The organism is Mycobacterium paraffinicum (genome assembly GCF_025822865.1).
GTDB lineage: Bacteria > Actinomycetota > Actinomycetes > Mycobacteriales > Mycobacteriaceae > Mycobacterium > Mycobacterium paraffinicum.
The window spans coordinates 120220-137919 of record NZ_JACKUR010000033.1; the positions used below are offsets into that span (position 1 = coordinate 120220).

A 17700-nucleotide genomic window follows, 5' to 3' on the forward strand; every position below is an offset into this window, starting at 1 on the left:
GCCGGCGACGACGCAGTGCGGGTACCGCCCGCTTGCGGGGGACGAAGCGATGAGGAGGAGCGGCGCTCAATGACTACGCCCGACGTGACCGACCCGGCCCGTTTCGAGGAGATGTACCGCGACGAGCGGACGTCGCACGGACTGCCGGCCGCTACGCCATGGGACATCGGCGGCCCGCAGCCGGTGGTTCAGCGACTGGTCGCCCTGGGCGCGATCAAAGGCGAGGTGCTCGACCCGGGCACCGGGCCGGGTCATCACGCGATCTACTACGCGTCCAAGGGGTATGCCGCCACCGGCATCGACGGGTCGGAAGCCGCGCTGGAGCGGGCCCGCGAAAACGCCCGCAGGGCAGGGGTTTCGGTCAACTTCGAGCTGGCCGACGCCACCAAGCTCGAGGGCATGGAAGGCCGGTTCGACACCGTCGTCGACTGCGCCTTCTACCACACCTTCAGCACCGATCCCGAGCTGCAGAGGTCCTACGTGCAAGCGCTGCACCGGGCCACCCAGCCCGGTGCGCGGCTGTACATGTTCGAGTTCGGCGAGCACAACGTCAACGGATTCAAGATGCTGCGGACGTTGTCCGATAGAGCTTTTCGCGACGTGCTTCCCCTCGGCGGCTGGGAGATCACCTACCTCGGCCCGACGACCTACCTGGTCAACATGAGCGTCGAGCAGATCGAGATGATGGCCGCGCGCAATCCCGACATGGCCGATCAGATCGAGGAACTGCTGGAACAGTTCCGCTTGATGGAACCATGGCTGGTGAACGGCCGGGTGCACGCCCCGTTCTGGGAGGTGCACGCCACCCGGGTGGACTGAGTTCGCGTCGTCTCGTCCGGCTCCCGCGCCGCTCACCGGCCGCTCCCGCGACACATAAACGTCTGTGTCGACACGCCGAAAGACGGCGCAGCAGCTTATGTCTGGTGGATCCGTGGGCTAGGCACTGACGTCTTTCGGGTGTGGATGACGTGTTTGTCGGCAGTGAGGCCGTGCGGCAGGGCAGGCTGACTCCGCATCAGCTGCGAGTGGGATTCCACGCGATCTATCCCGACGTGTACCTGGGGGAGCAGGGGACCCCGTCACTGCGGACGCGCTGCATCGCGGCGTGGTTGTGGTCGCGCAGACGCGGTGTCGTGGCCGGGCTCGCCGTGGCTGCGTTGCACGGCTCGGATTGGATCGATGACGATGAGCCCGTCGAACTGATTTGGGGCAACCAGCATTCGCCGCTGGGCGTCGTCACCCGGAATGACCGGATCGAGCGCGACGAGGTCACCATTGTCGGGGGTATTCCGGTCACCACTTTGGCGAGGACGGCCTACGACCTGGGCAGACAACGCCCCCGCGACGACGCGGTGGCGCGGCTCGACGCGCTGATGAGGGCGACCCCGTTTGACGTCGAGGAGGTGTTGCTCCTGGCTAAGCGGCACCCGCGTGCGCGGGGGCTGCGGCGGCTACGTGCGGCGATTCCGCTTGTCGATCCTGGTGCCGCGTCGCCCAAGGAGACGTGGCTGCGTCTGTTGTTGATCGACGCCGGAATGCCGGTACCAGCCAGCCAGATACCGGTGAACGAAGGATGGCGAACCGTAGGCGTGCTCGACATGGGCTGGGAGCGGTACAAAGTGGCGGCCGAATACGACGGGGACCACCACCGCACCAACCGCCGCCAATACGCCCGAGACCAGTGGCGGTTACGCAGGCTCGAAGAACTTGGCTGGATCGTCATCCGGGTAATCGCGGAGGACAAGCCGCAAGACGTCGTGAGACGCGTTCGCAGCGCGCTCATCCGTCGCGGATGTCGCGAGATATAAACCTTTGCGACGCCTACCGGCGTGTCGTCGCAGCTGGTTATGTGTCGCGAGCAGCCGCGGCAAGACGCCGTCCCTGAGGCCGCTGGAACTACGCCCCCTTGGGCACCAGGCGCAGCGAGATGGAGTTGATGCAGTAGCGCTGATCGGTCGGCGTCGGGTAGCCCTCGCCGGCGAAGACGTGGCCCAGGTGGCTGTGGCAGTTCGCGCACAGCACCTCGGTGCGCGTCGTGCCCATCGAGTGGTCGGGCCGCAGGATCACCGCATCGGAGTTCGCCGGGTCGAAGAACGACGGCCAGCCGCAGTGCGACTCGAACTTCTCTGTGCTGCGGAACAATTCGGCCCCGCAGGCCCGGCACTGGTAGACGCCTTCGGTCTTGGTTTCGGTGTACTCACCGGTGAAGGGCCGCTCGGTGCCGGCCTGGCGCAACACGTGAAACTCTTCGGGCGTGAGCTTCTGGCGCCACTCGGCATCGGTCAGCTGCAGCTTCGGATTCATGCATCCACGCTAGCGCCAATTGCGGTGACCCGCTGCGCCCGGCTCCGCCGCGCTTGCGATCACCGCTAGCGCCAATTGCGGTGACCCGCTGCGGCCGGCTCCGCCGCGCTTGCGATCACCGCACGCGCTGGCGCCCGGCCGTCAGCCACGCCGGATCGATGCCCTCATCCAGCCGGTTCTCGGCCTTCGCGTCCAGATACCGGAACAACAGCACGGTGAACACCACGATGAGCAGCAGCGACCACCCGTAAGTGATCTTCAGGTAGTGCAACGCGCGGCCGTATCTCATCCACCGGTAAATCAGCCAATCGTCCAGCGCCAAGAAGCCGTAAATCCCGAGCCACGCCGGCCAGTTGCGGAGCAGCGAGTTGGGCAACACCACGGTCATCAGGAACGGGAACAGCATCATCGAGTAGTAGCCCTGGGCCAGCGACAGCACCAGCCACGACCACAGCAACAGCACGCCCGACGAGCTGGTGAACCAGAACAGCGGGTCGCGGGTGCGGTAGTAGCGGTACAACAGCCACATGGCGCCGATCGCTATCACGGTGAACAGCAGCCGCAGGAACACGATCAGCCAGGTGGGCAGGCCGAAGTAGACGCCGTTGCCCTCGATCGAGCTGTTGAAGTAGTCACGCGTGCCCAGGATGTAGGGCACCGTCTTGGTGACGAAGTCCATGGGATCGCTGACCAGAGGCCACGCGGCCAGGTTGATGACGACGGGCACCACGATCGCGGGAACCAGCGCCCGCCACTGACGGTTCAGCAGCGGCAGCAACAGCAACGGCCCGAGCAGCGGTTTGAGCGTCAGCGTCAGCCCGATCGCGAAGCCGGCCCACCACTGATGGCTGACGCGGCCGTCGAGCAGCCAGCGCAGGAACAGCATCTCCGCCAGCAGCACGCAGCCGTTGATGTTGGTGAACACCAGAGTGCTGGTGACGCTTTCCGTGCAGAACATGGCCAGCAGCAGGGCGGGCGCGGCCACCGAGGACAGGGTGAATTTGAACATCCGCAGCAGCAGATACCAGGCCAGCAGGATCGCCACGGTGTTGATCAGAACGAACAGATACCGCGACGGCGTGAAGGACAGATACCCGAACGGCGCCATGAGCAGCGTGCCGCCGGGCGGGTACAGGTAGTGCGGGTCGACGTAGTCGAAGTGCTCGTTGTAGATGTCCCAGCCGCGCCGGAAGTTCAGCACCGCCCGGTAGACCGGCTTGAAATCGTCGGTGATGTTGCCGTTGAGGGTGAGGATGATGCTGCGGTGCAGCACCGACATGATCGCCAGGGGCCACAACGCCGACCGCACGATGGTCGCCGCGCTCGGGGGGCCGCTGCGGGGACGAAAGGCGGCCAGGACCCAACCGCGAGAGCCGGCTCGGCTCGATTCAGCTGCCGTCACCAGCGCACCGTACACCGGCGCGCGGCCGGAAAATCAGGCGGGACAGTACGTGTCGGTGCCGGGCAGTTTGCCGCTGTTGACGTAGCCGATCAGCGGGGGGACCGCGCAGTTCGAGTAGATGCTGGCGCCGTGTCCGATGCCCTGCCACATCACCCGCTTGCTGGCCGCGTTGGCGTTGATGACGGTGGCCGCCGTCGCCGCGACCCCTTCGGTGCCGACGATCGGGTCGTTCTGCACGCCCAGCAATAGGACGTCGACCTTCAACGATTTCGGCGGCGCCGGCGGCGAGCCGGTGGGCCAGTGCACACACTTGACCATGTTGAGCGCCGCGACGGTGCCGAACTGCGGGTACAGCTTGGCCCACGCCACGACCAGTTCGCGCACACGGTCCGGGGTCGGGCGATTGACGGCGTCGCTGCAGGCGTTGACGAACTGGCCGTCGGAGTCCTCGGTGGCGTCGGCGTGGTTGATCAGGTTGGTCAGTTGATTGGTGTCGCCGGAGCGGGCGGACGCCAGAGCGCTGGCCAGGCTGGTGGTGGCGTTGACGCGGCCGCCCGCGGGAAAGCCGAGCGCCACGGTGATGGCGCTCGTCAGCTGGGCCAGCGACGCCCCGGCGGGCCCCTTGCCGGCGCGGGCGTCCGCCAGCATCCCGCTGACGGCGCCCTTGGGGTCGGGACCCAGCGCACAGTTCACCGCGAGGCACTGGGCGGCGAACGCATCGAGCGCGGCCTGCTGGCCCTTGACCTGTTGCTCGGCGGCGGCTTCGGCGCTGGCGCCCAACGCAACTGGCGAGTCGAGTATCAGCCGGGCGACCTTGTCGGGGCGCGCCGCGGCGTAGGCGAGCGCCACCTGCGCGCCGTTGCCGATCCCGACCAGCGCGACCGCCGGCACGTCCCACAGCGACCGCAGTCGCTCGATGTCCGAGGCGGCGTGGGCGTTGTCGTAGGCGGACGCACCCGGCGCGATGGCGTCGGTGCAGCTGGTGGTGGCGTTGTTGGCGACGTCCGACAGGTTGGCGACCGGGTCGTCGCCGGTCTGGAACTGCGCCTGATCGCGCATGATTTGCCGGTCGGAGGTGTCCCGGCAGTCGATCGGGTTCGACATGCCCATGCCGCGACGGTCGACGGCGACGATCGGGTGGGTCTGCAGCACGTCGGCTCCGCCCCGGGACAGCCAGACCGGCAATTGCGCCGAAGACGGCAGGTCCGAGCCTGTGGTGAAGACCAGCGGGCCCGCGTCGCTCGGCGTCTGGTTCGAGCGGGCGCGGACCACGCCGACGCTCACGGTGCCGGTTCCGCCGCCGTTCGGGTCCAGGTCGGCGTCGTAGTTCGCGCAATCCAGCTGGACCCCGGCCGCGGGCGGCACCGCGGCATCGCCGAACACCCGCGACGTGCAGTCGTGCCACGGCAGGTCGTTCTTGGGGGCGGCGACCGGCGGCGGGCCGCCGGGGGGCGGCTTGGCGGTGGCCGCACCCTGGGGTTTGGCGCCGGAATTGGTGGCGAAGCGCGGGTCGGCGGCCAGGCCCGGGACGCAGCCGGCCACCACGGTGGTCGCCGCAATCAAGATTGTGGCGAACGTGATCTGCCGACTCATGCCGACCACAGTAGCTAGGCCTTGACGTAGCGGGTGTACAGGTAACCGGCGTCGTCGGTCAAAACGTGGTCACAGCGCATCCGGGTGAGCAGCTGGCTGGGGCCCGTCGCGATGCGCCGGGCCAGGCCGCCGACGATGTAGGGCGCGATGGTCAGGCAGAGCTCGTCGAGCATGTCGCGCTGGATCAACGAATCGAGCAGCATCGGCCCGCCCTCGGTCAGGATGCGGCGCATCCCGCGGGCGCCGAGGGTCGCCAGCATGACGGCCTCGTCGACCTCGCCCGGGTCGCTGCCGGAGCAGTCGATCACTTCGCACAGGTCGGTGAGCAGCCGGCGCGCCGGGGCGGCGGCCGCCGCGCAGGTGAGGACCAGCGGCGGCACCTCGGTCCTGGTGAACACCGCCATGTCGCGGTCGAGGCGCCCCGACTTGGTGACGATCGCCAGCGGCGGGACCTCGCTTTGCCCGCGGGCCTGCCGCTGCTGGCGCTGCGCGACGCTCAGCTGCGCGCCGGAATAGCCCTCGACCCGCACGGTGCCCGCGCCGACCACGATGACGTCGGCGAGCTCACGCAGCAGGTTGAAGACGAATCTGTCGCCGGGACCTCCCATCGTTCCGCTGCTGCCGCCGGAGGTGGCCCCACCGTCCACGCTGGTGATGAAATTGGCCCGTACCCATGTCCCGTCGTGTTCGGGGTAGCCGTAGAGCCGGGGGAGTTCACCGTCGTCGACTTCGCGTATCGATCCGAGCAGCGACAGCGGCGTCTCTGGAACGGACATGAGGTCGATTGCAGCACGCCGTTACAGTTCTGGCATGCACGGGTCCCCGTCCACGCGAGTCGCGCACCTGGTGGATCGGCATCCGACCGTCTCGCCCGAGCGGTTGATCGCTCAATTGAGGCCGCCCCCAACGTTCGCCGACGTGAGCTTCGCGACGTACCAGCCCGATCCGGCCGAGCCGACGCAGGCCGCAGCCGTCGTGGCATGCCGGGACTTCTGCCGGCAGGCCGTGGAACGACGGGCGGGCCGGCGAAAGATGTTGGGCCGACGGGCGGTTCTGCCCGGTGTCGGGTTGTATCTGGACGGTGGCTTCGGCGTGGGCAAGACCCACCTGCTCGCGTCCGCCTACTACGAGCTGCCGGGCGACGGACCGGAGTCGTCAAACCCCAAGGCGTTCGCAACGTTTGGGGAGCTGACGCAGTTGGCCGGGGTGTTCGGTTTCGCCGAATGCGTCGACTTGCTGGCCGACTACACCGCGGTGTGTATCGACGAATTCGAGCTGGACGATCCCGGCAACACCACGCTGATCTCGCGGCTGCTCTCGTCACTGGTCGAGCGGGGGGTGTCGGTGGCGGCCACCTCCAACACACTGCCCGAGCAGCTCGGCGAGGGGCGATTCGCCGCCCAGGACTTCCTGCGGGAAATCAACACGCTGGCAAGCATATTCACTACCGTGCGGATCGAGGGTCCCGACTATCGGCACAGGGGCTTGCCGCCGGCGCCGCAGCCGCTGTCGGACGAAGAGGTGGCCGCCCGCGCCGCACGAGTCGACGGCGCGACGCTCGATGATTTCGACGCGTTGTGCGCGCACCTGGCCACCATGCACCCGTCGCGGTACCTGACCCTCATCGAGGGAGTGGCCGCGGTGTTTCTGACGGGTGTGCACGGCATCGATGACCAGAACGTCGCGCTGCGGCTGGTGGCGCTGACCGATCGGCTCTATGACGCCGGCGTGCCGGTGGTGGCCTCGGGCGCGAAGCTGGACACCATCTTCAGCGAGGAGATGCTGGCCGGCGGGTACCGAAAGAAGTATCTGCGGGCGATGTCTCGGCTCCTGGCACTGACGACTGGCGTCAGCGAAGCACGTGGGTCATGACGAAGTCGTTCTCGCGCCCGGCGCCGACCTGAAAGGTTCGGGTGCCACTGACCGTGAATCCGCTCTTGGCGTAGAACCGTTGTGCGCGTTGGTTTGCCTGATTGACACCCAGCCACACGCGCCGCACGCCCCATTCGCGGGCCGTGGCCAGCGCGAGGTCCATCAGCGCGGTGGCGACCCCGCTGCCGTGATGCTCAGGCGCAACGTAGATCTTGGACAGCTCTGCGGCGTCACCATCGCGAATCAGCATGGCGTAACCGACGATTCGGTCGTCGTCGGCCGCGGTCAGTACCGCGCGTTGCGGATCGGCCAGGTATTCGGCGAAGCGGCCGGGCGACAGGTTGGCCTCGACGAACGCTGCGATGTTCGCCGGCGCCATCGAGGCGGGGCACGCCAACGGGAATGTGCGCGCGGCAATATCGGCAAGCTGTTGAACGTCAACCGAGTTCGTTGATGCGACGCGTGTCAGAGGTTCCACTGCGCGAGGTGGTAGCCCGTCTTCTTGTCCAGCAGCACCACGGTGGAGACGGGATCACGGTAGGCGTCCCAATACACCTCGCCGCGCACGATCGCTCCATTCGGCGCGTTGGTGAGCACGTTGTCCAGGGCGTCGGGCGCATCGGTGGCTCGCGGCTTGTAGGCGTCGGCGAACGGGGTCACGCCGTCGAAGCTGAAGTTGGTCGCCATGATGAACGGATTGGGTACCCGGACCGCGCGGACGACCACGTCGGCACGCTCGACGGTGCTGCCCGGGAAGCCCTTATAGGTACCTTCGCGCGTGTAGCCGAATCCGGGGGGTGGGTCACAGGGTGACACGCCGGTGACGGTGACGTCGGCAACGTAGGTGCCGGTGTCCACCCGCAGCGTGTCCCCGATGTGGCCGATCGGGGCATCACCGGCCCAGGCGCGGGGGGCGGGAAGTCCGGCGACGGCGGTGGCGCTCGCCGCGGCGACGAGGAACGCGGACAGGACGACCAGCCAGCGGTGCATCTTCGCCTCCTAGCACCCTTGGAAGGGGACCATCGAATGATCGCACACGCGGTGAGGCTGCCGGGAGGGGTCAGACCACACCCGATCAGCCGTCCGCGCGGTCGGCCTTGCCGCCGCCGAGCGATTCCAGCGCCTTGATCAAATCGGCCTCCACACGGGCCTTGTCGACACCGCATCGGCGCAGCGGTCCCTCGTCGGCGGAGGCTTCCTCCAACTCAAGCAGTGCCAGCAGTAGATGCTCAGTCCCAATGTAGTTGTGGCCCAAACGAAGTGCTTCCCGGAAGGTCAGCTCGAGGGCTTTGCGCGCCGGGCCGCTGAACGGGATGAGGTCGGGAGTCCCGCTGCTGGGCGGGGGCAGCTCGACCCCGGCGCGCAGCGCTTCGGTGTCGACCTTTTGCAGGTGCAGCAACACCGTGGCTAGCGCGGCCGGATCGTCAAGGAGGCCGAGGAGCAGGTGCTCGGGGGTGATCTCGTTGTTGGCCGCCTCGTGCGCGGCGTTCTGGGCCGCCACCACGGCGCCGCGCGCCCGCGGGGTGAAGCGGCCGAAGCCCTGTTCGGGGTCCAGGGTGGCCGCCTCGGCGCGCGGCACGAACCGCTTCTGGGCGGCCTGTTTGGTGACGCCCATGCTCTTGCCGATGTCGGTCCACGACGCCCCTGATCGGCGGGCCTGATCGACGAAGTGCCCGATCAGGTGGTCGGCGACCTCGCCTAGGTGCTCGGCGGCCAGCACGGCGTCGGCCAGTTGATCCAGCGCGTCGGCGTGGACCGATTTGATCGCGTCGATCAGCTCGTCGAGGCGGACGGGGTAGGCGATGCGGGTCGGGTCGGGCATGCCGTCAACGATAGGTTGACGCAGCTATGTCTGTCAACCAAAGGTTGACGATTGTTAAAAATTGTTTCGCCAGCGGCGAACCGCCCGCGCGTCTGGGACGATTTCGAATTTATGAAGCTTGTTCTGACGATTTCCAGTGTTGCTGCCGTGATTGGCTTGGCCGTTCCCGCGCACGCCGATGACACCGACGATGCTTTCTTCGCGTCGCTGAATTCGGCGGGCTTCACCTATAACGATCCGGGCCAGGTTCTCCAGGCAGCGCACTATGTGTGCTCGGCGGCCGGCGGCGGCACGGCGATGGCGGATATCGTGACGGCGATGACGTCCAAGGCGCCCGCACTGACCCAGGAGAAAGCCGAGAAGTTCACGGCGATCGCGGCCAACGCGTACTGCCCGGACGCGATCTCGTCGACCACCACGACGACCGCGACCGCCAGCTCCTGAGCGACCGATCCGCGCTACGAGATGCGGGCGGTCGCCAGCTCTGGAACGATCTGTGAGCCGTGAGGCTACTTCTGATTCTGCTCGGCCTTAGTGCCGCGATCGGCCTGGCCGGTCCCGCGCGCGCCGACGGCAGCGACGATGCATTCCTCGCCACGGTGCACGCGGCGGGCCTGACCTATTCGGACCCCGATCAGGCGATTACCTCCGGCAGGGCGGTGTGCAAGTTGGTGAGCGAGGGCTCGCAGCTTTCGGACGTCGTCCGGATGATTCAGATGCTCAATCGTGGGCTTCAGGGGGACGATGCCACCCGGTTCGCGGCGATAGCAGCCAACTCGTATTGCCCCCAAGCGCTTTCGGCGCCCACCGCCGCGTCCTAGGGGTGGACCCGGTGTGCGAATGTGATGCGCTTTTTACATATCCGCCCGCTAACGGCGAGTGAACGAAACCTGTAATCAACAATTCGCCCATACCATTTCGGCGACGGATCGCGGCCGTAGTCGAAAGGAAGCAGGGGTTTGGACTTCCTTCAGCAGCAGTTGGTCGAACCCCTTAGCAACATCCTTAATACGCACATCTTGATCTATTTGCTGATCGGCGGCGGCATCTATTTCACGGTGCGCACCCGGTTCATTCAGATCCGCTACTTCGGTCGTATGCTTCGCCAGCTCCGCCGAGCGCGCCACAACGACGGTGGGATCTCGTCGTTCCAGGCGTTCTGCGTGGGTCTCGCGTCGCGCGTCGGTACCGGCAATATCGCCGGTGTCGCAATCGCGCTGACGGTCGGCGGGCCCGGTGCCGTCTTCTGGATGTGGGTGGTGGCAGCGGTCGGCATGGCCACGGCGGTGATCGAGGCCACCCTGGCCCAGATCTTCAAAGTCCGCTCGAACGACGGCGCCTTCCGTGGCGGTCCCGCGTTCTACATCCAACGCGGGCTGCGGTCACGCGCGGGCGGCGTCGTGTTCGCGATGCTGTTGGTGCTCACCTTCTCCACCGCGTTCAACATGGTCGAGACCAACGCGATCAGCGGGGTCTTGCAATCGTCACACGGCATCGGGGTCGGTTGGACGACAGCCATTTTGGCGGTGCTGGCGGCGCCTGTGCTCTTCGGTGGCGTGCGCCGGGTCGCCCAGTTCGCCGGGTCGGTGCTTCCGGTGGTGGCGCTGGTGTACACGGTGCTCGCGCTGGGAATCGTGGCGGTCAACATCGCCGAACTGCCGATGGTGGTCAAGGAGATCATCGGAGGGGCATTCGGAATCCGGCAAATGGCAGGTGGTTTCGCGGGCGGTGCGCTCGCCGCAATGTTCACCGGCGTCAAGCGCGGCTTGTTCGCCTGTGAGGCGGGGATGGGCAGTTCGCCCAATATCGCCGGCGCCGCGACCGTGGCACATCCGGTGGAGCAGGGGCTGATTCAGTCGCTGGCCGTGTTCGTCGACACGATGGTGATCTGCACGGCGACGGCATTCATCGTGCTGCTGTCGGGTCCCGAAACCTACAATCCGGCCCGCCTGGGAGCGATTGCCGGTGCGAGCCTTACGGAGTCGGCGGTCGCCGCCGATCTCGGTTCGTGGACCACGGTGTTGATGACCGCGGTGGTCTTCGTCTTCGCGTTCGCCTCGGTGCTGAGCAATTACGTGGTCGCCGAGGCCAATCTGTTCTACCTGGGCGGCCGGCGCCTGGCGGCCAACGTGCTGAAGGTGGTCACGCTGGTGTCCATCATCTTCGGGGCCATGGCCAAGCTCACGTTGGTGTGGGCGCTTGCCGATCTGACCATGGCGGTGATGGCCATCGCGAACCTGCTCACCATCTGCCTGCTGGGGAAGTGGGCGTTCGCGGCGCTCAAGGATTACCACCGGCAGTTCGTGCAAGGCGTCGCGCCGGTTTTCATTGCCAGCCAGGCCGGCCTGCCCGGCGTTCTCGACGGCGACATCTGGGAACCCGCGGAGCGCCGGCAGGTCGGTGCGCTGCCCGATGCGTTGACGCTGCGCCGCCCCGCGCTGCGCTTCTCCCGCGCGCCGGCGGCGTAGCCGCGGGCCGGGGAGAGTTCACCCGCCGTTTGCCCGACGAGGTGCTATTCCCCAACGGGTCTGCGACAATCGCTGCGTTATGCGATTTCTACTGGTGCTGGCGAGCGTCGCCGCCGCAATCGGCCTGGCCGTGCCCGCGTATGCCGACATCGACAACGATCAGGACTTTCTCAAAGACCTGCGCGACGCCGGCCTCACCTACCAGGACGGCGGCAACGCGGTCACCATCGCCAAGTCGGTGTGTGAACTGCTCGACGACGGGCAGTCGTCCGCCGAGATCGTGACGCAGCTCCGCAACCAGAATCCGGCTTTCCAGGGTGCCAGCGCGGCCAAGTTCACGTACCTGGCTTCTGCCCATTACTGCCCGAAGTACATCACCGGCGAGGACCGTGGCCCCAAGCCCGAGGGGCAACCCGGCAACTGACGGCTGAGGCCGACGTCGAGATCGAGTGACCGAACCGTACGTTGCCCTGCGTATCTCGTTTACGCGGCCCGCGCGGTCCAGGTGAAGTTGTGCATCTCGGGGATCTTCGGCGCCAGGGCGGCGGCAACCAGGCGGCCGGTCTGATCGGCCGCGGCCAGGGGAGTCTCGGGGGAGAGGAAGCCTTCCACCTCGACGCGCAATGTCCGGCCGGTCCACCGGGCGCGAGCGTGCGCGTGCGTGACGCCCGGCACCGTGGCGGCGACCGCCTCGGCGGTCGTGATGATGTCGGGGTCCACGCCGTCGAGCAGGCGGTGAGCGATGTCGGCGGTCACCTCCCAGCCGACGTGGCAGATGAATCCGGTGACGACGATCCCGGCGATCGCGTCGGCCCAGGCCCAGCCGAGCGCCACCCCGATCAGCCCCAGCATCGCGCCGGCCGACGACAACGCGTCCAGCCAGGAATGTTTGGCGTCGGCCACCATGGTCGCCGAGCGAATCCGCTTGCCCACCACCAACTTGTAGCGGGCCACCAGCTGATTGCCCGCGATTCCCACGATGGCCGCTACGATGCCCCAGCCCACGTATTCGGTGCCGCCGTGCCGGAGCAGCTTGTTGATGCTCTCGTAGGCGGCGACGGCGGCGCTGCCCCAAATGACCAGGGCCACACCGATTCCGGCGAGGTCTTCGGCGCGTTCGTAGCCGTAGGGGTAGCGCTCGGTGGGGACTTTGCGCGACGCGCGAAAGCCGACGAACACCAGGATGCTGGTGGAGACGTCCGAGAGGTTGTGCAACGCGTCGCCGAGCAATGCCACCGAGCCGGACAGCAGCGCGATGGCCAATTCGACGAGTCCGGTCAGCGCGAGGCCGACGGCGCTGACGGCGACGGCCCGGTTGGCCTGCCGGCGCTCGGCCGCATCGTCGGTGACGGTGTCGAGGGGGAAACTTGCCGCTGGGTCACGGACGCCGTTGACGAGGTGCATAGGGCAAGCATGCCCGATCGGGGGCCGGCACCGCACCCGTGGCATCATGGCTGGCCCACACGCGCCGATGCCGAAGCGCCGGAATCACTTGTCCTGATCCGGACGGGCAGTCTGATCGCGCGACGGGCGAGAGCGCCTCGGCAGCAGCATGAGCATCACCGGGAACCGGAGCCGCGCGTCACGGTGGGAGATTTCGAGGAACACGGTCTCTACTTCGAGGTTTCTTATCGGTTGTCGTTCCATCATCAGACGCGTCCGCAGATAGTGCGGGGTCCTCAGCCACTCCACCAAATTCATGCCCGCGACTCTACCCCTCTGGCGAAAGCCGTTGCACCGCTTAGAAATTTGTAGTGCTCGGGCGTTTCGGGGTGTTGTTTTAAGCCGCTGTCCGGGGCGCGGGACGCAGCCGATTGTCAGCAATTCCCAAGGTCTAAAGCGGTAGCGGACGACTAAAATTCATAGCGTGAACGCGCAGGCCGAAGGCTAGCGACAATCGCCGTGGTGGATCGCTATTCACCGGAACCGCCGATGAGGAAGTCGGCAGCGATATTTGTGGCCGTTGGGGCATTAATGCTCAGCGGGGCCACCGCTCACGCTGACAAGCCCTCACCGGGTCCCACGCCGCCGCCTGGCACGCCCAAATGCCTGACGTTCGATGGCCCCCAGCTGAATTGGCTGCCCTGTGGGTGGACCACCGATGGGCGGCGCTGGACTCCGCCACCGCCTCCGCCGCCCGCTCCCTGACTGGTGGCCCGCTGATCCGGGGACCCCGGCGATAGGTGCTCGCAAATCCGACTATTCAGCTTCCCATAAGCTGCATTTTCCCTGCATTTCCTATTCTTCGTATTCCTCCCGCATGGGAGCCGGCCCTGACGGCATCGTCGCCGGCGTGAGAAAGGAACAGGATCCATGCAGCTTCCTCGTTGGTCGGCACGACTGGTCGCCCCCGTCATGGCGTTCGCGGCTCTGTTCGCGAGCGCCGCGATTGCCGTCGCGGATCCCGCCGATGACGCCTACCTCGCCCAACTGCGCGCCGCGGGATTTAGTTGGCCGCCTGACCACGACGCGGCTCTGACCGGGATGGGGCGCCTCATCTGCGACGATATCGGGTGGGGCTGGACGTACGACCAGATCGCTCAGAATGTGCACGCCGACCTGGATCCGAGGAACGTGACGGTGGGAGACGTCCAATCCATGGTGAGCATCGCGCATTCGACCTACTGCCCGCTTCAGCGGTGCTGGGCGACGCACTGCTGAGCTTCGCGGGGCCGCGGTGGGACCGGGCTCCTTGCGGAGGCACCGGCTGGGTGAAACGCGAAATCGCTTGTCAAGGGGCTAGGTTCACGCCGCCCGCCGCCAACGCAATGTTCGCGGAAGGAAACTCGCGCGGCTGATCGTCAGTTGGCGGGCCGCTCGTGCGAACAAGGGCCGTGCGAATGGCGACCGTTGGCGTCAAGTTTATCTTTCCGGAGGTTCCTTCGACCCTAACGGGCCGGCGACATTGCTGATGGCCGCGAGTTTTTCTTAAGAATTGCGGCTGGAGTTCTTACTGCCATTCCAAAGACATGACGTTTGCTGCAGGTGTAGCGTCCCGATCAATTTCATAGGGACGTGGCAGAAAGACCGGGTAATGAAAGCAGCAATCGCGGCCACAACGGCAGCCGTTTTTGCGTTAGGTCTGCACACTGCCGCGCCCGCTCACGCGGACACGACTGCGACCGTCAAAGCACAGACCACCAACCGGATGAACGGCCCCAACTTGAAGGCGGGCCAAGAAGGCGTTTACAACGCCGGCCAGGTCCTCACTCTCGTGTGCCATGCCGCGGGCGACCCGGTGAAGGGCTTCTTCAGCTACCAGATTGCCAATGGGGGCTGGGACAGCCTCTGGTACAAGACAACTGACGGCCACTACGTCGCCGATGTCGACATCGACACCCGCACGCTCGATGCCCTCGGTCCGGACTGCGGCGGGGGCGCGGGGACGCCCGCTGCAGCGGCCGGTGAAGACAAGGCCGCCCATGCTCTGGCGTGGGCACGCGACCAGATGGCCGCTGACCCCAATAACACGGTCCAATGCGAGGCATTCGTCGAGCAGGCCTACAACCATGCGTTCAGATATCCGTCGGCGATGGATGCTTTCAACGACTTCAACCGTAAAGGGCAGATCCACAGCAACGCCGACAATATTCCCGAGGGGGCCCTCGTTTTTACGAGCAATCCGGGATTCGATCACGGCACTGGCCACGTCATGCTCAGCGAGGGCAACGGCCAGTACCTCACCGCCAACTACTTCACTCCGCCGCACATTCGGGAAATAAGGCCAAGCCCCAACGATTCGCAAAACATCTTTCTCGGTTGGGCGTATGCCCCCTAGTTGCTGAGGCCGGGGGCAAGACCAGTTCCGGGGACGACGCGGCCTGTGGTACTTACGACCACATGAACAATCCTTCGCCGGGCCCGGGCTGGTGGCTGGCCTCCGACGGCAAGTGGTATCCGCAGCAGTGGGAATACACGTGGGATTACCGGGAGGGGGACACCGCCATGGACGAGATGAAGCTGAGGGCGGACGAGCTGGGTCGGCTGGGGTGGGAGATGGTCGGGCTCGACGCCGACCACCGCGGGGCCTTCTCTGTCGCGTGCTTCTTCAAGCGGCCGATCGCACCGTAGGCGCGACGCACTAGATCGATTCGGGCCCGCACGAGTGAGGCGTTGCCGGCACAAGTGGGTAAACAACCGAGTAACTCGGCGGGACGCGTCGGTTGTGCGATCAGGTCACTAGTCGGAAGGCGGCAGCAAATGGTTCGTCAAGAGGGCGGCCGGTGGGACGTCGGCATCAAAGACAACGCGGTTTACGTTCAGCGCGTCTCGGAGGGCGACGAGCGACTATTCGACGACTCGCTGGACTCTGATGAGGCCCGCAAACTTGCGGAGCTCTTGACGAAATTCGCCGACAAGCTCGACCGCTCCGACAAGTCCGAGGATTCCGACGAGGACGAGGACTCGAAGGACAAAAAGTCGAAGGACAAAAAGTCGAAGGACAAGGAGTCGAAGGACAAGGAGTCGAAGGACAAGGAGTCGAAGGACAAGGACTCCGATGATGACGACGACGACGACGAAGACGACGAAGACGACGAAGACGACGAAGACGACGGAGACGACGGAGACGACGAAGACGAAGACGACGCCGATGAGTCCGACGACGACGAAGACTCAGAAGACTCCGACAAGTCCTCGGATTAGGTGCCGCCAGACGCTGCGAGCCCAGCTCCGACCTAGCGGAGAACCCAGGGACGCGCGCCGGGGGAAACCGAAGGTCACCGACAGGTCAGGGCCTTCCAATCTCCTAGCTGCACAAGCTTTCCACGCGCGGCCGTGGGCGCCCTGCAGGACGTGGGAGGATGGCGGTGATGACCACGGTATCCGCGGGATTCCCCGTTTCACTGCTGCTGATGGGCCGAGCATGCCGCTGAAACGTGTCGACGAATTGGAGCCCGGGGACAAGATCCGGATGAAGATCGGGCATGCCACCGTCGTCGCGACTGAACCGCTTGACGACGGCCGCACCCTGCTCACTTTTGCCTACGGGACCAAAGCCCCCGCGGACAACGATCTCACTGTGGATGTCCTGGATCCTGACGAGTGGGGTTGGTAAGGCGAGGACTCAACAGGGACGTCGAAGCAATCGGCCGAAAAGCTTGTCGCCGGTAGCTCTGGGTACGACCATTGGGGAAATGGTCACGGACTCGGAGGAGAAACGATGGCCTCGGACCGCTTGAAAATCTTCGTCGGTTTATGCGCGGCGTCGCTCCCGATCGCCCTGTCACTTTCCCCGACCGCCTGCGCCGACAACCCGTCCTGGAACGGCCAGTACGCGATCACGTTCATGGTTGGGCCGAAGGCCGGGACCAGCATGGCGGTCGGCAATCCTGAGGTGCAGCACACCGAGACCTACGGTCTCCGCTCGAGCTGCACGAACGGAAAGTGCGTCGCCACAATCGTCAGTGGCCCTCCGCCAAGCAACCCGACGGTTCCGCAGCCGGTTCAGTTCACCTGGGATGGAACGGCCTGGTCACAGACCAACGATTTTCAGTGGGACTGCATGATGCCCGACACCACGATCCAATGGAATCCGGCGCGAACCACTGTGCGCTACACGCCCCAACCCGACGGGTCGCTTGACGGGATCATGCACACCGACATCTTGAGCGGGGCGTGCCAGGGCACCATCGACATGGACATGAAGGCCGAGCGCGTGTGAAATCCAGATTCGGCCATAAATCGTTGGCGCATAGGGTATTTCAAAATGAGTGCGTTTTCTGGCGATTTCCGGGGGCCGCCTAGTGCGGCCGATTGGCCATGAAGCACTGCACTCTCTTAACGGCGTCGTTCGGCGCGACTCCCATTTCCACTAATCTTGCCGCTACTTGGTTAGAGGGAATTCCACCATCGAGATCCGTCGCTATGACGTGAACGCTGGGAAACCAATCTTCGGCACTCACCCCCGGCGGCGGGGGCTTCGCATCGCCGCCTAGGCATTGGACGTAACCATTGACGCCCGTGTCAGCGTGAGCCGGCAACGCCCCCATCGGTACAGCGATCGCCACACCGACCGCCGCAGCGATATAGATGAAACGCATGCTGCATTATCGCCGCGTTCGCGCGTTCGCGGAAGACCTGAATTTAGACATCAGCCCGTTGACTACTGGTTTATCGGCTCTTCGTGAACGAGAGTGCAGCGGTGGCCGGCGGATATCCGCGTGAAAGTGTCGTGTCGGTGAGCTGAGGCGGGGCCTCGGTGGGTGACGATGCGGGTTCCTACACCGTGCTTCACCAAC

Annotated in this window: 22 protein-coding genes and 1 pseudogene; 14 read left to right on the forward strand and 9 right to left on the reverse strand. The window is 65.8% G+C overall.

The window, feature by feature from the left end:
- From H7J89_RS23205 to H7J89_RS23215, 3 genes and pseudogenes are all read left to right on the forward strand, one after another.
- Nucleotides 1-66 (forward strand): annotated as a pseudogene (locus H7J89_RS23205) (16S rRNA (guanine(966)-N(2))-methyltransferase RsmD); the annotation flags it as partial.
- A gap of 3 nt (nucleotides 67-69) precedes the next feature.
- Complete coding sequence (locus tag H7J89_RS23210) at nucleotides 70-819, forward strand: class I SAM-dependent methyltransferase (RefSeq protein WP_264047104.1); 750 nt, start codon at nucleotides 70-72, stop codon at nucleotides 817-819.
- 140 nt (nucleotides 820-959) lie between these two features.
- The gene (locus H7J89_RS23215) at nucleotides 960-1808 is read left to right on the forward strand and encodes an endonuclease domain-containing protein (RefSeq protein WP_264047105.1); all 849 of its coding nucleotides are present in this window, start codon (nucleotides 960-962) and stop codon (nucleotides 1806-1808) included.
- Nucleotides 1809-1896: 88 nt separating this feature from the next.
- Here H7J89_RS23215 and msrB read toward each other — a convergent pair whose 3' ends face one another.
- From msrB to H7J89_RS23235, 4 genes are all read right to left on the reverse strand, one after another.
- Entirely contained in the window at nucleotides 1897-2304 is a 408-nt protein-coding gene (gene msrB, locus H7J89_RS23220; RefSeq protein ID WP_264047106.1) for a peptide-methionine (R)-S-oxide reductase MsrB, read from the reverse strand.
- A 115-nt stretch (nucleotides 2305-2419) separates the two neighbouring features.
- Nucleotides 2420-3721, reverse strand: a complete 1302-nt coding sequence (gene aftC, locus H7J89_RS23225; RefSeq protein ID WP_264047107.1) for an arabinofuranan 3-O-arabinosyltransferase — start codon at nucleotides 3719-3721, stop codon at nucleotides 2420-2422.
- Between the two features lie 18 nt (nucleotides 3722-3739).
- Entirely contained in the window at nucleotides 3740-5299 is a 1560-nt protein-coding gene (locus H7J89_RS23230; protein ID WP_264047109.1) for an alpha/beta hydrolase, read from the reverse strand.
- A gap of 14 nt (nucleotides 5300-5313) precedes the next feature.
- Nucleotides 5314-6075 (reverse strand): pyrimidine reductase family protein, encoded by a 762-nt coding sequence (locus H7J89_RS23235; RefSeq protein WP_264047110.1) that lies wholly within the window; start codon nucleotides 6073-6075, stop codon nucleotides 5314-5316.
- Here H7J89_RS23235 and zapE point away from each other — a divergent pair.
- Nucleotides 6074-7171 carry a cell division protein ZapE gene (gene zapE / locus H7J89_RS23240; protein WP_264047112.1) on the forward strand — a complete coding sequence of 366 codons (1098 nt, stop codon included), beginning with the start codon at nucleotides 6074-6076 and terminating at the stop codon, nucleotides 7169-7171. The two genes, H7J89_RS23235 and zapE, sit on opposite strands and share 2 nt — an antisense overlap.
- Here the strand turns inward: zapE and H7J89_RS23245 are convergent.
- The 3 genes from H7J89_RS23245 to H7J89_RS23255 form a co-directional block, all read right to left on the reverse strand.
- The gene (locus H7J89_RS23245; RefSeq protein ID WP_264047114.1) at nucleotides 7149-7649 is read right to left on the reverse strand and encodes a GNAT family N-acetyltransferase; all 501 of its coding nucleotides are present in this window, start codon (nucleotides 7647-7649) and stop codon (nucleotides 7149-7151) included. The two genes, zapE and H7J89_RS23245, sit on opposite strands and share 23 nt — an antisense overlap.
- On the reverse strand, nucleotides 7637-8161 hold the full coding sequence (locus tag H7J89_RS23250; protein ID WP_067744176.1) for a hypothetical protein: 525 nt from the start codon (nucleotides 8159-8161) through the stop codon (nucleotides 7637-7639). The genes H7J89_RS23245 and H7J89_RS23250 overlap by 13 nt, the downstream gene beginning before the upstream one ends.
- Nucleotides 8162-8246: 85 nt before the next feature.
- Complete coding sequence (locus H7J89_RS23255; protein WP_264047116.1) at nucleotides 8247-8993, reverse strand: Clp protease N-terminal domain-containing protein; 747 nt, start codon at nucleotides 8991-8993, stop codon at nucleotides 8247-8249.
- A 51-nt stretch (nucleotides 8994-9044) separates the two neighbouring features.
- Between H7J89_RS23255 and H7J89_RS23260 the strand changes: the two genes are divergently transcribed.
- From H7J89_RS23260 to H7J89_RS23275, 4 genes are all read left to right on the forward strand, one after another.
- Entirely contained in the window at nucleotides 9045-9437 is a 393-nt protein-coding gene (locus H7J89_RS23260; protein ID WP_264047117.1) for a DUF732 domain-containing protein, read from the forward strand.
- Between the two features lie 59 nt (nucleotides 9438-9496).
- Entirely contained in the window at nucleotides 9497-9814 is a 318-nt protein-coding gene (locus H7J89_RS23265) for a DUF732 domain-containing protein (RefSeq protein ID WP_264047120.1), read from the forward strand.
- Nucleotides 9815-9952: 138 nt separating this feature from the next.
- Entirely contained in the window at nucleotides 9953-11461 is a 1509-nt protein-coding gene (locus H7J89_RS23270) for an alanine/glycine:cation symporter family protein (protein ID WP_264047121.1), read from the forward strand.
- Nucleotides 11462-11540: 79 nt separating this feature from the next.
- Complete coding sequence (locus H7J89_RS23275) at nucleotides 11541-11885, forward strand: DUF732 domain-containing protein (protein ID WP_264047122.1); 345 nt, start codon at nucleotides 11541-11543, stop codon at nucleotides 11883-11885.
- A 59-nt stretch (nucleotides 11886-11944) separates the two neighbouring features.
- Here H7J89_RS23275 and H7J89_RS23280 read toward each other — a convergent pair whose 3' ends face one another.
- Nucleotides 11945-12865, reverse strand: a complete 921-nt coding sequence (locus H7J89_RS23280; RefSeq protein WP_264047123.1) for a cation diffusion facilitator family transporter — start codon at nucleotides 12863-12865, stop codon at nucleotides 11945-11947.
- An 84-nt stretch (nucleotides 12866-12949) separates the two neighbouring features.
- Nucleotides 12950-13162: a hypothetical protein gene (locus tag H7J89_RS23285; RefSeq protein WP_264047124.1), complete on the reverse strand. Its 213-nt coding sequence runs from the start codon at nucleotides 13160-13162 to the stop codon at nucleotides 12950-12952.
- Between the two features lie 612 nt (nucleotides 13163-13774).
- On the opposite strand from H7J89_RS23285, the gene H7J89_RS23290 reads away from it, so the two are divergent.
- The 6 genes from H7J89_RS23290 to H7J89_RS23315 all read left to right on the forward strand — a co-directional run bounded on the left by H7J89_RS23290 (nucleotide 13775) and on the right by H7J89_RS23315 (nucleotide 17123).
- Nucleotides 13775-14122, forward strand: a complete 348-nt coding sequence (locus H7J89_RS23290) for a DUF732 domain-containing protein (RefSeq protein WP_425563450.1) — start codon at nucleotides 13775-13777, stop codon at nucleotides 14120-14122.
- Between the two features lie 373 nt (nucleotides 14123-14495).
- Entirely contained in the window at nucleotides 14496-15239 is a 744-nt protein-coding gene (locus tag H7J89_RS23295; protein ID WP_264047125.1) for a hypothetical protein, read from the forward strand.
- Nucleotides 15240-15301: 62 nt separating this feature from the next.
- Entirely contained in the window at nucleotides 15302-15532 is a 231-nt protein-coding gene (locus tag H7J89_RS23300; protein WP_067199165.1) for a hypothetical protein, read from the forward strand.
- A gap of 129 nt (nucleotides 15533-15661) precedes the next feature.
- Entirely contained in the window at nucleotides 15662-16105 is a 444-nt protein-coding gene (locus H7J89_RS23305; RefSeq protein ID WP_264047126.1) for a hypothetical protein, read from the forward strand.
- 220 nt (nucleotides 16106-16325) lie between these two features.
- A complete protein-coding gene (locus H7J89_RS23310; RefSeq protein WP_264047127.1) occupies nucleotides 16326-16517 on the forward strand; it encodes a hypothetical protein in 192 nt (63 codons plus the stop codon).
- 105 nt (nucleotides 16518-16622) lie between these two features.
- The gene (locus tag H7J89_RS23315) at nucleotides 16623-17123 is read left to right on the forward strand and encodes an Rv2253 family sensor-like surface protein (RefSeq protein WP_264047129.1); all 501 of its coding nucleotides are present in this window, start codon (nucleotides 16623-16625) and stop codon (nucleotides 17121-17123) included.
- The last annotated feature ends 577 nt before the right edge of the window (nucleotides 17124-17700 follow it).

Excerpts from the sequence above, each read along its gene's own strand:
- H7J89_RS23210 (WP_264047104.1), top strand. The coding sequence starts at position 70 with ATGACTACGCCCGACGTGACCGACCCGGCCCGTTTCGAGGAGATGTAC.
- msrB (WP_264047106.1), bottom strand. The coding sequence starts at position 2,304 with ATGAATCCGAAGCTGCAGCTGACCGATGCCGAGTGGCGCCAGAAGCTC.
- H7J89_RS23230 (WP_264047109.1), bottom strand. The coding sequence starts at position 5,299 with ATGAGTCGGCAGATCACGTTCGCCACAATCTTGATTGCGGCGACCACC.
- zapE (WP_264047112.1), top strand. The coding sequence starts at position 6,074 with ATGAGGTCGATTGCAGCACGCCGTTACAGTTCTGGCATGCACGGGTCC.
- H7J89_RS23235 (WP_264047110.1), bottom strand. The coding sequence starts at position 6,075 with ATGTCCGTTCCAGAGACGCCGCTGTCGCTGCTCGGATCGATACGCGAA.
- H7J89_RS23250 (WP_067744176.1), bottom strand. The coding sequence starts at position 8,161 with ATGCACCGCTGGCTGGTCGTCCTGTCCGCGTTCCTCGTCGCCGCGGCG.
- H7J89_RS23255 (WP_264047116.1), bottom strand. The coding sequence starts at position 8,993 with ATGCCCGACCCGACCCGCATCGCCTACCCCGTCCGCCTCGACGAGCTG.
- H7J89_RS23275 (WP_264047122.1), top strand. The coding sequence starts at position 11,541 with ATGCGATTTCTACTGGTGCTGGCGAGCGTCGCCGCCGCAATCGGCCTG.
- H7J89_RS23280 (WP_264047123.1), bottom strand. The coding sequence starts at position 12,865 with ATGCACCTCGTCAACGGCGTCCGTGACCCAGCGGCAAGTTTCCCCCTC.
- H7J89_RS23285 (WP_264047124.1), bottom strand. The coding sequence starts at position 13,162 with ATGAATTTGGTGGAGTGGCTGAGGACCCCGCACTATCTGCGGACGCGT.
- H7J89_RS23290 (WP_425563450.1), top strand. The coding sequence starts at position 13,775 with ATGCAGCTTCCTCGTTGGTCGGCACGACTGGTCGCCCCCGTCATGGCG.
- H7J89_RS23295 (WP_264047125.1), top strand. The coding sequence starts at position 14,496 with ATGAAAGCAGCAATCGCGGCCACAACGGCAGCCGTTTTTGCGTTAGGT.
- H7J89_RS23300 (WP_067199165.1), top strand. The coding sequence starts at position 15,302 with ATGAACAATCCTTCGCCGGGCCCGGGCTGGTGGCTGGCCTCCGACGGC.
- H7J89_RS23305 (WP_264047126.1), top strand. The coding sequence starts at position 15,662 with ATGGTTCGTCAAGAGGGCGGCCGGTGGGACGTCGGCATCAAAGACAAC.
- H7J89_RS23310 (WP_264047127.1), top strand. The coding sequence starts at position 16,326 with ATGCCGCTGAAACGTGTCGACGAATTGGAGCCCGGGGACAAGATCCGG.
- H7J89_RS23315 (WP_264047129.1), top strand. The coding sequence starts at position 16,623 with ATGGCCTCGGACCGCTTGAAAATCTTCGTCGGTTTATGCGCGGCGTCG.